Annotated in this window: 13 protein-coding genes; 5 read left to right on the top strand and 8 right to left on the bottom strand. The window is 36.6% G+C overall.

Annotation, left to right across the window (positions count from 1 at the left end):
• Positions 1–106: 106 nt before the first annotated feature.
• Positions 107–1,576, bottom strand: coding sequence for a Na+/H+ antiporter NhaC (gene nhaC / locus ICJ85_RS00695; RefSeq protein ID WP_188221847.1), 1,470 nt, complete (start codon positions 1,574–1,576; stop codon positions 107–109).
• Between the two features lie 225 nt (positions 1,577–1,801).
• Positions 1,802–3,016 (bottom strand): aminotransferase class I/II-fold pyridoxal phosphate-dependent enzyme, encoded by a 1,215-nt coding sequence (locus ICJ85_RS00700; protein ID WP_188221848.1) that lies wholly within the window; start codon positions 3,014–3,016, stop codon positions 1,802–1,804.
• 160 nt (positions 3,017–3,176) lie between these two features.
• Between ICJ85_RS00700 and ICJ85_RS00705 the strand changes: the two genes are divergently transcribed.
• The 4 genes from ICJ85_RS00705 to ICJ85_RS00720 all read left to right on the top strand — a co-directional run bounded on the left by ICJ85_RS00705 (position 3,177) and on the right by ICJ85_RS00720 (position 5,800).
• Positions 3,177–3,638 carry an Lrp/AsnC family transcriptional regulator gene (locus tag ICJ85_RS00705; protein WP_188221849.1) on the top strand — a complete coding sequence of 154 codons (462 nt, stop codon included), beginning with the start codon at positions 3,177–3,179 and terminating at the stop codon, positions 3,636–3,638.
• A gap of 95 nt (positions 3,639–3,733) precedes the next feature.
• Complete coding sequence (locus tag ICJ85_RS00710; RefSeq protein WP_188221850.1) at positions 3,734–4,240, top strand: hypothetical protein; 507 nt, start codon at positions 3,734–3,736, stop codon at positions 4,238–4,240.
• 21 nt (positions 4,241–4,261) lie between these two features.
• Positions 4,262–4,975 (top strand): hypothetical protein, encoded by a 714-nt coding sequence (locus ICJ85_RS00715; RefSeq protein WP_188221851.1) that lies wholly within the window; start codon positions 4,262–4,264, stop codon positions 4,973–4,975.
• A 24-nt stretch (positions 4,976–4,999) separates the two neighbouring features.
• Entirely contained in the window at positions 5,000–5,800 is an 801-nt protein-coding gene (locus tag ICJ85_RS00720; RefSeq protein ID WP_188221852.1) for a sensor histidine kinase, read from the top strand.
• Here ICJ85_RS00720 and ICJ85_RS00725 read toward each other — a convergent pair.
• The 4 genes from ICJ85_RS00725 to ICJ85_RS00740 are packed head-to-tail and all read right to left on the bottom strand — an operon-like array spanning position 5,797 to position 10,033.
• A complete protein-coding gene (locus ICJ85_RS00725) occupies positions 5,797–6,492 on the bottom strand; it encodes an RluA family pseudouridine synthase (RefSeq protein WP_188221853.1) in 696 nt (231 codons plus the stop codon). The two genes, ICJ85_RS00720 and ICJ85_RS00725, sit on opposite strands and share 4 nt — an antisense overlap.
• Positions 6,493–6,513: 21 nt before the next feature.
• Positions 6,514–7,332, bottom strand: a complete 819-nt coding sequence (gene panB, locus ICJ85_RS00730) for a 3-methyl-2-oxobutanoate hydroxymethyltransferase (protein ID WP_188221854.1) — start codon at positions 7,330–7,332, stop codon at positions 6,514–6,516.
• 41 nt (positions 7,333–7,373) lie between these two features.
• Complete coding sequence (locus ICJ85_RS00735; protein WP_188221855.1) at positions 7,374–8,672, bottom strand: acetylxylan esterase; 1,299 nt, start codon at positions 8,670–8,672, stop codon at positions 7,374–7,376.
• A gap of 5 nt (positions 8,673–8,677) precedes the next feature.
• Positions 8,678–10,033, bottom strand: a complete 1,356-nt coding sequence (locus tag ICJ85_RS00740) for a rhamnogalacturonidase (RefSeq protein ID WP_188221856.1) — start codon at positions 10,031–10,033, stop codon at positions 8,678–8,680.
• Between the two features lie 155 nt (positions 10,034–10,188).
• Here ICJ85_RS00740 and ICJ85_RS00745 point away from each other — a divergent pair, with 155 nt between their 5' ends.
• Complete coding sequence (locus ICJ85_RS00745) at positions 10,189–10,650, top strand: nuclear transport factor 2 family protein (protein ID WP_188221857.1); 462 nt, start codon at positions 10,189–10,191, stop codon at positions 10,648–10,650.
• 1 nt (position 10,651) lies between these two features.
• Here ICJ85_RS00745 and ICJ85_RS00750 read toward each other — a convergent pair whose 3' ends face one another.
• Both ICJ85_RS00750 and ICJ85_RS00755 read right to left on the bottom strand, forming a co-directional pair.
• Positions 10,652–12,073, bottom strand: coding sequence for an L-serine ammonia-lyase (locus ICJ85_RS00750; RefSeq protein WP_188221858.1), 1,422 nt, complete (start codon positions 12,071–12,073; stop codon positions 10,652–10,654).
• 125 nt (positions 12,074–12,198) lie between these two features.
• A complete protein-coding gene (locus tag ICJ85_RS00755; RefSeq protein WP_188221859.1) occupies positions 12,199–12,696 on the bottom strand; it encodes a hypothetical protein in 498 nt (165 codons plus the stop codon).
• Positions 12,697–12,707 lie beyond the last annotated feature (11 nt).

Here is a 12,707-nt window from a genome sequence, read left to right on the forward strand (position 1 = left end):
CTGCAAATATAGAAACGAGACACGATTATTTGGATTAATAAAATCTTAAAAATCTATTGGATGATAAGTTTTGATTATAGAAACTTGTTTAAAGTATAGTACGACGTTATTTATCAGTAAGTTGTCTGATTTTAATAGATAATGCGGCAAATAATAAAGTTGTAAACGGACTTAACCAATTAAAGATAGCGTATCCGGCATAATGCAAAGTATCTACCCCTAAAACACCGCTTTGGTAAGCACCACAGGTATTCCACGGAATTAACACTGATGTAACAGTACCCGAATCTTCAAGCGTACGGCTTAAATTTTCTGGAGCAAGTCCTTTTTCTTTAAACGCCTTGGCATACATTTTTCCGGGAACAACAATAGCTAAATATTGATCGCTGGCAGAGAAATTAATCGCCAAACAGCTAGCCACCGTACTGGCGAATAAACCAAATGTAGTGTGGAATAATTTTAGGAGCGATTTTGTAATGCGTGCTAAAGCCCCAATACCATCCATAATACCACCAAATACCATAGCAGAGATAATTAATAGTATGGTCCAGATCATACCTTCCATACCACCTGAAGAAAATAATTCGTTTAATGTTTCATTTTCGGTGGTGATTTGAGTTTCGGTAAAAATGGCATTTACTATAGCCTCATACCCAGAGCCCGATAAAATGTCTAATACAGACGTTTGAAAAATAAATGCAAAAACAGCAGCTAACAATACACCAATGGTTAATGCAAGAACGGGTTTGGTTTTAAATAGAATTAAAACAATAACGACTACAGGTACAACAAAAAGTATTGGTGTAATATTAAAAGTAGAAGCAATCGTGCTAAGCAAATCACCTAAATCGGCTTTTCCTGAGGTTTCTACATTTAAACTTAATACCGTAAAAAATACAAGAGTAACCACTAACGTTGGTACAGTGGTCATACTCATATAACGGATGTGTGTAAACAAGTCGGTTCCAGCCATAGCTGGGGCCAGGTTAGTTGTATCGCTTAAAGGGGACATTTTATCACCAAAGTATGCTCCGGAAATTACAGCTCCGGCAATCATACCCGTGTCGATGCCTAAAGCGGTTCCTATACCCACTAAAGCTATACCAACGGTTGCCGAGGTAGTCCACGAGCTTCCGGTTGCAATCGAGATGATGGCACAAATAATAACCGATGCAGGTAAAAATATAGAAGGGTTAAGTACTTGTAATCCGTAGTACACCATGGCAGGAATTACACCACTTATAAGCCAGGTTCCGGCTAAAGCGCCTACTAAAAATAAAATTATGATAGGAACAAGTACACTCTTTAAGTTTTCCCATATTTCTTTTAGCATAATTTGAATACTAACTTTATTTAAAAAGCCAACAATGGCAGCAATGGCACCACCTAACAATAAAATTATCTGATTGGTATAGGTGCCAAACCACTCCTGATCGTCAACAAAACCTATATTATAAACCAGTAGACAAATTAAGAGTACCACTGGGATTAAGGCTTCCCAGATACTTAATTCTTTATTTTTAATGACATGTATGTTACCGGCTTCAAATTCAGAGATATTGTTGTTGTCGTGCATTGTAAAGAAATTAGAATGTAATGTTACAATTTTGAAAGAAGTTACGCAAATTCAAATTTTACAAGTTGCTATAAAAGAAGAGGGGTAAAAAGTAGGTTCGATGTTATATTTAGCTTGTCGAAATATTTTTATCGAAGTTATAATCATTATCAGTTTCGACAGGCTCAATTTGACAAACCAAATTTTAAAGACTTTTAGACTTCTAGTTATTGTATTTCAGTAATCCTAAACCATTGTGGCTTCAAGAATACCTAATTCTTCCATGCATTTTCGCATGGTTTTATAGGTGCGTTCTATATCGGCATCAAGACCAATGGAGAAGCGAATTAATCCATCGCTTAAACCCATAGCATGTTGTTCTTCCAAAGGAATTTCAGATGATGTCGAGGTTCCCGGAGCCGAAAATAAGGTTTTATAAAAGCCTAAACTAACCGCTAAGTACCCAAGGTTTTTATGTTGCATGAGTTCCATTAAGGCGTTGGCTGTATCCAAATTACCAACATCAATTGTTAGCATGCCGCCAAAACCGTATGTTTCATTCATCATGCTTTTAAATAAATTATGTGAAGGGTGTGATGCTAACCCAGGATACACGGTTTTTAAGCCATCAGCTTCAAATTTTTCAGCTAGATACAGTGCGTTTTTGCTATGTTGCTGCATACGGATATGGAGCGTTCTTAAGTTTTTTAAAATTGATGCCGCACGAAGGCTATCCATTGTAGGGCCTAATAACATTGCCGCGCCGGTATTTACATTACGTAAATCATTAATAAAATCCTGTGTGCCACAAACCACGCCACCAACGGTATCGCTCGCACCGTTTATGAATTTTGTTAAACTATGAACCACCACATCGGCACCTAAAGGTTTAGGAGAAATGGATAGAGGAGAAAAGGTATTATCGACCACCAGTTTTAAATTATGAGCTTTGGCAATTTTCGATAACCCTTTAATATCCGCAACTTCTAATAAAGGATTACTTACCGTCTCACAATAAATAACTTTGGTTTTTGTGGTAAGGGCCTGTTCTACGGCTTCTAAATTAGTAATGTCTACAAACGATGTGGAGATATTAAATCGTGGTATAAAGTTTTTTAGAAAGGTATAAGTGCCGCCGTAAATCGTGCGGCAGGAAACTACATGATCGCCGCTTTCGCATAATTGTAATAGTACCGATGTAATGGCGCCCATACCAGAGGCGGTTACACAGGCGGTTTCGGTGCCTTCCATCGCAGCCAAAGCTTCTCCCAAATATAAATTGGAAGGCGAGGAGTGTCTGGAGTACAGGTAGCAACCATCGGCATTGCCTTCAAAAGTGTCGAACATGGTTTTTGCCGATAGAAAGGTATAAGTCGATGAATCGGAAATGGATGGGTTTACACCTCCAAATTCACCAAAGTACTGTAAATCCTGAATGTTATTTGCGGGTTTAAATGCCATAGTGGGTTGTGTTTAAAGTAGTTCATAAGTTACAATATTTTAGAATGAATTACAATCAGTTGTATTTTTATTAGATTTTAAATCTGTAAATTGTATATTTAATAGATTAATTTTTAGTATCTAAGGAATTTGCCTCACTCTAAACGAAAAATTTTCAATTATGATTTTTGATACTACTGATAAAAAGCTTTTAGAGTTTCTGCAAGCCGACAGCAAACAAACCAATAAAGAACTGGCTAATAAATTAAACTTGTCGGTTACTGCCGTTTACGAACGCATTAAAAAACTGGAAAAGGAAGGCTTTATTAGCAAGTATGTGGCACTGGTGAATAAGCATCAGGTAAATAAAGCGTTTGTGGCGTTTTGTCATATTAAACTGGATAAGCATGCACAGGATGTAGTTATAAAGTTTGAAAAAGAAGTAGCTAAACTAAACGAGGTTCTGGAGTGTCATCATATTAGTGGAGAGTACGATTACCTGCTTAAAGTAATGGTTGAAGACATGACCGCCTTTCGGGAGTTTATGGTAACAAAGCTCACCAACATTAATCATATTGGCAGCACACACAGCATGTTTGTGATTAATGAAGTAAAATACAGCACCGCTATAAATTTCGAATAATATGAAAAGGATTACTCGAGTAATCAATAAACACCTATTTAGTGAAATCTTTTTTATACTTTTATTACACTTAAAAACTCACAAACCAATTACATATGAAAAAATTAAGTTATGTATTTCTTGGTATCGTTATAGGAGGGTTGCTTACCTTTTTTTTAACGCCAAAACCTGTTAAGGAGGCGGTACCAATAGTCATGAAGCCCAAAGGGGTTATTCCGCAAGCGGAAGCCATTAAACTGAATAATAACTGGACGAAGTACCGGAAAAAAGCAGTTGATTCGGCTGCAAAGGCACAAGGCGCAACCAAAGACGATACCCGTTCTGTAGAATGGTCTTTGAGTGATATTCAGGACTATTTAGCCTGGGCACAGCAGGAAGCAGATACTTTAGGATATACCATGACCGGTATTCGCGTGTATCTTGGGGTGTATGGTAAAAATGCCGGTCAGGCAAAAAAAGATCTAACAACCATGTTTATTGCACCTATTGGTAAAGTGAACAAAGCACAAGCTAGTAGTCTTAATTTAAGAGTTGATGATGATGAAGACCTTCCTGTAGACCCTTTAAATAAAGGAGGAGGAGGTCAAGGTGATTATCCTTGATAAATTTTAATTACAGGCATTTTGGAAGATTTTTTACTTAAAAATTATTTCTTATTAACCACTATTGTTGAATGTTTAGCAGCTGCAACGGGTTTAATACTTTATAAAAGGTATAAACATACAGCTGCTAAATATTTTATATGGTTTTTATGGTATTTGTCCATCTGTGATTTTGCCAGTAATTATACCTATTGTATTAAAAACGAAGGGCTTTTTAGTTTTTTAGAAGGCACTGTTTTTATAAACAATTATTGGTTTGGGACCTTGTATTGGGATATTGGAGCTATTCTTTTTGTGTCTTTTTATTTTCGAAAAATTTTAATTCATACCGTATTTAAAAACACAATAAAATATGCGACTTATATTTTTGTGTTAATGTCGTTTATATGGATTTTTACCCATTGGGATGCATTCTTCAAAATGTTTTTTCCTGCTATTAGTGTAAATGGTGCTTTTATTGTGTTCATGTGTATCATGTTTTATTTTATTGAAGTGTTGCTGAGTGATAAAATTTTAAACTTTTATAAGTCATTAAATTTTTACATCAGTTTCTCGTTTTTTATTTGGTGGATTATTACAACGCCTTTTGTGTTTTATGGAATTTATTTTGGAGGCGGAGACATAGTATTTAGAAATTTACAAAGCCTAATATATTTAATCGCGAATATGGTTATGTATTTAACCATTACTTTTGCTTTAATCTGGTGTAGACCGGAGAGTGAAACAGAAGTTTAATTTATGTTTAAAACGTTTTTTAATATGCTACAAACCACAGAACGATTAGCCAGTACAGCTTCAGAGCGGTATTTATTAATTTATTCGGTTTCGGTATTATTTATCGTTACGGCATTGGTGGTAATCTTTTTTGTCGTGTTTTTAAAACGAAAAAACAAACTGATGCTGGAAAAACTCGAGCAGGAGCAGGCTTTTGAAGCCGAGATTGTTCAGGCACAATCCGAAACACAGGAACAAACCCTTAAAAACGTAGGGTGGGAGTTACACGATAATATCGGGCAATTACTGTCGTTTGCCAATATGCAGCTCAGTATTTTAAAAATGCAGGTTGATAATGAGACCAAAGAAAAGTTTAAAGATACTACAGAAGCTTTAAAGGAAAGTTTGGCTGAAGTCCGCGCGCTGTCTAAAACCTTGAATAATGAAGTGGTGCTTAACCAAGGATTTGAAAAGTCGATTACCAACGAGTTAAACCGACTGAAGAAAATGAAATTTAAATCGGCAGAACTGGAAATTATTGGAAATAAAAGTGAGTTTAAAAACCGAAAACACGAAATTATTATTTTTAGGATTATTCAGGAATTTTTATCGAATTCCGTAAAATATTCCGAAGCCGATAACATAATGGTTAAACTTAATTACCAACCCACAAATTTAGTCGTAACCCTACAAGATGATGGAAAGGGATTTGATGTCGATGAAGCCGAAAAAGGTTCCGGGTTAATTAATATGCGTAGTCGCGCTTCTTTAATTAATGCTAATATAGATTTACAATCTAAACAAGGCGAAGGCGTACAGCTCGTTTTAAATTATCCGCTTAATTAATTACAGGCGTTCCATACGGGGTCGTTTGGCAACGGCGCGATAATGCTAATAGGTTCTTTTTTTACAGGGTGTTCAAAGGTAATATGTCTGGCGTGCAAATGAATACTGGCGTCTTTATTACTGCGATCAAAACCATATTTTAAATCCCCTTTAATCGGACAACCAATATTTGATAATTGCGACCGAATCTGATGATGTCTTCCGGTTTCCAGATTGACTTCAAGCAAGAAATAATTATCAAGTTGCTTTAAAGTTTCATAATGAAGAATGGCCTTTTTACTATCTTTTACTTCCTTCGGAAAAGCGGTAGATTTATTGTTTTTAGGATTTTTCCTTAACCAGTTTATTAAGGTGTCTGCCGGTTTTGGTGGCTGATTTTTAACAATGGCCCAATAGGTTTTATGAATGTCTTTAGACACAAACAGCGCATTTAATCGAGGCAAGGCCTTACTTGTTTTTGCAAATAATACAAGCCCGGTAGTGGGTCTGTCTAAGCGATGTACCACGCCTAAATACACATTACCGGGTTTGTTATACTTGTCTTTTATATATGCTTTTACAACGTCGCTAAGCGGTTTGTCACCGGTTTTATCACCCTGCACGATATCGCCCGCACGTTTATTAATTGCGATAATGTGATTGTCTTCATATAAAATCTGAAGATTGTCTTTATTAGATAGTATTTTAGACATTGTCTAGAGCTCTATAAGATGTTAATATTGCTCCTTGTCGCTTGGGAAGTCTTCAGCTTTTACATCATCAACGTATTGAGAAATTGCAGAAGTCATGCCTTCATATAAATTCATATAGCGACGTAAAAAACGGGGGTGGAATTCATGCGTCATACCCAGCATATCGTGTACCACCAGTACTTGTCCGTCAACGCCATTTCCAGCACCAATACCAATAATCGGGATGCTAACGCTTTCGGCAACCTGCTTAGCTAATGCCGCTGGAATCTTTTCCAGAACAATAGCAAAACAACCTATCTTTTCTAGCATTTTAGCATCAGAGATTAGGCGAGCCGCTTCTTCTTCCTCTTTCGCACGAACCGTATAGGTCCCGAATTTATAAATCGATTGTGGTGTTAAACCAAGGTGTCCCATAACCGGAATACCCGCATGCAATATACGTTTTATAGATTCTTTAATTTCTTTACCACCTTCAAGTTTAACAGCGTGTCCGCCACTTTCTTTCATGATTCTGATAGCAGAACGCAACGCTTCTTTCGGGTCACTCTGGTAAGAACCAAAGGGTAAATCTACAACAACCAAGGCGCGTTCTACAGCACGGATTACAGACGATGCATGATAAATCATTTGATCAAGTGTAATGGGTAAAGTGGTTTCATGACCTGCCATAACATTACTAGCAGAATCTCCTACAAGAATGACATCTGTACCAGCTCCGTCAACAATTTTAGCCATGGTATAATCGTATGCCGTAAGCATGGATATTTTTTCACCGTTAGCTTTCATGTCAACTAAAGTTTTGACAGTGACGCGCTTATATTCTTTTTTTGCAGTAGACATTGTGTTAATTTTTTAAGATAGAGTGCAAAAATACTAAAATGTTAGTCGATAGCACAGGTTTGTTTTAGCCATTTTATAGACTTTTCGTTGGTTTCTGAAAAACGCCAGTGTCCGGAAATGGGTGTGATAACGATTTCTTTTTTAGCATTGATACTATTAAATGCCGATAAAACCGAAGTAGGAGCACAGGTGTTGTCATTGTAACCAGTAGAATAAAAACCCGGGATATGAATCCGTTTAGCAAAGTTTACCACATCGTAATACTGCATAGTATTTAGTTTTTCAGGAGTCGCAAACTGGTATTTTGAACTGAACATATGTGGCCATCCACCGGCACGATGGTTTACATATCCTGAATTATCACATAACGCCGGATAGAAAGCCGAAACTGCCGTTACACGCTTGTCTAATGCCGCGGTAACTATACTTAAAGCACCACCTTGACTACCTCCGGTAACCACCACGTTTTTACCATCAAATTCAGGAAGACTGGTTAGGAAATCAATGGCTCGTAAACAACCCAAATACACACTTTTGTAGTAATACTGGTCTTTATCATCAAGATTAATGCTCCAGTAATCTCCAATGGCATTACTTATGTTTTTATAGTCCTTCATGGTTAATTCTGGGTTTATACCATGAATTTCAGTCGTAAAACTGATAAAACCTTGATTGGCAAACGCTGTTACAGGATGAATCTTTTTTACGCCTGCTCCCGGTGGATGGAAGAGGACCGGGTGTTTTTTATGGTCTTTGGGTTTACTTAAATAACCAAAAATGAATTTCCCTTTTTTATAATTCTGTAATCGTACTAAATACACATCTACCGTTGGTGTGGAATATTCCGGTTTATAAGTAATTACAGGCTGCGACGGAATTGATTTATTTGATTCAATAGCCTGTTGCCAGAAAGTATCAAAATCTTTCGGGATTTCTACTGTTGGTTTAATGTTAAATGGCGAAAACCCAATTTTTATTTGGTTTTTATATGTATGACCATCAATAGTAGTTTTGACTTTAAGTTGTCTGAAACCAGGTTGTTTTAGTGTACCGATATTAATTTCGCCGATGCCGGATTTTAGAGTTAGAGTTCCGCTTTTATCAGGAGTCATCTGGTCGTTTCCTAATTCATAAGTAATTTCAGTGTTTGGGATGGGTACACCGTATTTTAGAACCGTAATTTTAACTAAGGCTTCTTCTTTCAAGTTATAATTCCAATCGCTATGATTTGGTGATAAAACAAACTGCACCAATTTTATTGGTGCAGGTGAATTTTGTGTAAAGGAAAAGTTACTATTAAAAACGATGTATATTGATAATAGTAGTTTTAAAATTTTCATAGATTTTATTGAATTAATTCGCCATTAACTTCAACATTGTTTAAGGTTACATTTTCAATGATCGATTTATCGTAGTTGCCATTTTTAGCATTTACTTTGATGTTTTCAAATGTGAAATTTGAAAGCTTGTCATATTCAGTAATCTTCATATCGTAAAAAATGTCACAATCTAAATCGATGTTTTTCATGGTGATATGATCGGAATAAGACAATGGCACATCCTCACGACCTTTTAAATCGAAAAATTGTGTCCAGGGTTTAATGTAAATGAAGCTATGTGCCTGACCGGTAATGTTTTCAACGGTAATATATTCGTAATATTGAGCAGTGTCCGGGCGCATTTTAAGCCACAGTAAACGTTTAGCATCGGTAACTTTACAATTGCGCATGACAATATTTTTGTTGTGAATGGCTTCACTACCGTTGGTTAATGCCGCATGACAGAAACCAAATTCGCAATCTTCAATAATGATATTAGTGTTTTCTCCGTTGCTGGCGTCTTTGTCTGCCCAAGGACCTTTTCCGCCTTTTAAAGCAATGGCATCATCGTTTACGGCCATATAGCAGCCTTTTACTAATACGTTGTTGCAAACATCAATATCAATGGCATCGGTACTTGGAGCTTTAATTGGTTCATGTGGCGAGGTAATGCGTAAATCAAGAATCTTTACATTATTACACTGGTAATAATGGCTAGACCAAAATCCTGAGTTGCGAAGTTTAACATCCTGTAGTTGCACATTGTTACACTTCCAGATAAATACTAAACGGGGTCTGGACACTTCCAGATTGGTACATTTAGGATTTTCTTTTCGACGTTGCCAGAAGGCTTTCCAATAGTTTAATCCGTTACCATCAATAGTTCCGGTGCCGGTTATAGTAAAGCCATCAACAGCTTTAGCATTTACTAAGGCAGCAAAATATTCAATACTTTGTCCTTCAATTCTGGAAGGTATAAAAGGATAGTCTTTTATATTATCTGATCCTTTTAAAACACCGCCTTCTTCAACGTGTAAATGAGTGTTAGGCTTAAAGAACAGGGCGCCACTTAAAAACGTGCCTTTAGGAATAACAACAACACCGCCACCATTACGGTAAGCTTCATCGATAGTATGTTGAATTGCCTCGGTTTGGAGTTTAGTGCTATCGATTACACAACCGTAATCAGTAATAGAATAAAATTTACCTAAATCAGAAGGATTTATCTTAGAGTGGTCTTTGAACCATTCAGGAATTGGAGTACCGTCAGGAAACAGGTCTTCTTGGTTTGTTGTTTCTGCAATTTCAGCATGTGCTGTTTTGGTTTGTTGATTACATGAAAGCAGTAATAATGTAATAATTAGTAAACTAATTTTCTTCATTTTTAAGTCTTTATATTTAGTAAGGTTTTTCAGTTGGATTTTAAACTTTTTCAAGCAAAACGTAAATGTAATAAAATTAGAAGGTTCTGTTAAACTTTTCTTTAAAGGAATGAACACCTGAGTGTTTTGATTTAATTTTAGTGAAAACCAATCTTATGACACGCTTTATTTTTTATCTCGTTTTATTGATTACGTCGATGCTCTACGGGCAAGAAAACGATAAAATGAAGGCGAAATATGCAGTTGATACGTTTTTTGAAGGCTTTCATAAAGGTGATACGACTCTAATGAAATCGGTTATGATGGACAATGTTATTTTGCAAACCACATTTACCAACAAGGAAGGAAACGCTGTTTTAGTTACCGATAAACCGGAAAAACTACTAAAGGCTATCGCTACAAGAACAAGTGATCAAAAATGGGATGAGCGTTTGTTAGATTACAATATTCAGGTAGACGGAACCATGGCTAATGTCTGGACGCCTTATGAATTTTGGTATAATGACACGTTTAGTCATTGTGGGGTTAATAATTTTCAACTGTTTAAAGACAATGGTGATTGGAAAATCATTTACTTAATTGACACGCGTCGTCGTCAAGGTTGCAAGAAAGATTAAATTAACAATCTACTAAATTCACCCCAATAGCCAGACCACCTTCAGACGTTTCTTTGTATTTAGAATTCATGTCTTTTGCGGTTTCCCACATGGTTGAAACCACTTTATCTAAAGGTACTTTAGCGTTTTCAGGATCGGTATCTAATGCTAATTCGGCGGCATTGATGGCTTTTATAGCTCCCATTGAATTACGCTCAATACAAGGCACCTGTACCAAACCTCCAATTGGGTCGCAAGTTAGTCCCAGGTGATGTTCCATGGCAATTTCGGCAGCAATTAAAACCTGTTCGGGTGTTCCGCCAAGCAATTCGGTTAGAGCCCCGGCAGCCATAGCAGAGGATACGCCGATTTCAGCCTGACATCCACCCATAGCAGCAGAAATGGTAGCTCCTTTTTTAAAGATGCTTCCAATTTCACCTGCGACAAGTAAAAACTTTTTAATATGATTAAAATCAGCCTGATGGTTTTCGATAACCATATAGTACATTAATACGGCAGGAATAACCCCTGCACTTCCATTAGTAGGTGCCGTAACGACGCGACCTAACGAGGCATTGACTTCATTTACACTTAGAGCAAAACAGCTTACCCATTTGAGAATTGCACGGAATTTCACCTCGGTTTTACGAATAGTTTCCAGCCATTCCTGAGGAGAGTTGTAAGGTAAATTGCCTTTAAGTTTTTCGTGTGAATCGTGAGCGCGACGTCTTACATTTAAACCTCCAGGTAAGTTACCTTCGGTGTGACAACCAATATACATGCATTCCAGCATGGTGTTCCATATACGGTGCAATTCGTAATCAATTTCAGCTTCTGTTCGTAATGATTTTTCATTTTCTAAAACAATATCTGAAATAGGTAAGTTTAAGTTTTTACAAAACTCTAAAAGTTCTGTGCCTAATCTTACAGGGTATGGAAAGGTTTTTAATATTTCCTTGTTTCTTTTCGCGTTTTTACGTTCTTCTTTAACCACAAACCCACCACCAATGGAATAGAAGGTTGATTTTTTGTTTTTGCCGTTTATTTTAGCAGTAAAAACCAAGGCGTTGGCGTGGAATGGTAAAAACTTTTTATTGAATTTGATATTTACTAAAGGATCAAAAGCTAAGGTCTTTTCATTGTTAAATCGAATGGTTTTCGAAGCTTTGATATCGTCAATAATGGTTTGAATATTCTCAGTTGGCACAGTTTCTGGGTCGGCGCCACTTAATCCCAGCATAACTGCATAATCTGTGGCATGCCCTTTACCGGTTAAACTCAACGAACCATAAAGATCTACTGATATGCTTTCAACGGCATCAAAACATTTTTTTTGTTTTAATTCGTTAATCCATAGCTCGGCGGCACGCCATGGACCAAGGGTGTGAGAACTTGATGGGCCAACGCCAATTTTAAGCATATCAAAAACCGAAATACATTCCATGTGGTAAAATTTGAATCCTCGCAAATATACAAGAACTTGGTGTCGGTTATTAGTTAAAAAAAGTTTAAAAAAATGTAAAAACCCCTTTTAAATAAGGGGTTTTTCGACACTTATGTTTTGTTCTGTTATTTCTTAAAAGATTGAATGTTTAGCGTTTCAATTACATTATTATAATCGTTAATATTAACGCTATCTACATTGTCTGCAGGAATAACTACAACTCTAAAAACTTGGTTTTGGGTCCATTCGCTACCGAGTATACTAAAGTCGATATCACCATCTAAGAAAAAGCGAACATCATCTTGAGTAAAATCGAAATTGTAAATTAAGGAGCCTTCGTTGAAGTATGTAGTTTGCGGTAAAGCGCGCCAGATATCCTGTCCGTTATCTGTTTCCCAGGAAATATAGACCATAACGACATCGGAAGGGTAGACATCGAAACCGTAGTTTTCAATATACTCATAATTATTACTAGCGTTAAAGTTAACTACAATTTCGAAAGCGCTGGATACAATTAATCCGCCATCTATGCCATCATAGCCATCGCGTCCCGGAGGGCCTTGAGGACCTTCACAGGCGGATATAAATAAAATTAACGTGAATAGTGAAATAAGTTTTTTCATAGCAAAATTTT

Source organism: Aestuariibaculum marinum (assembly GCF_014596975.1).
Taxonomy (GTDB): domain Bacteria; phylum Bacteroidota; class Bacteroidia; order Flavobacteriales; family Flavobacteriaceae; genus Aestuariibaculum; species Aestuariibaculum marinum.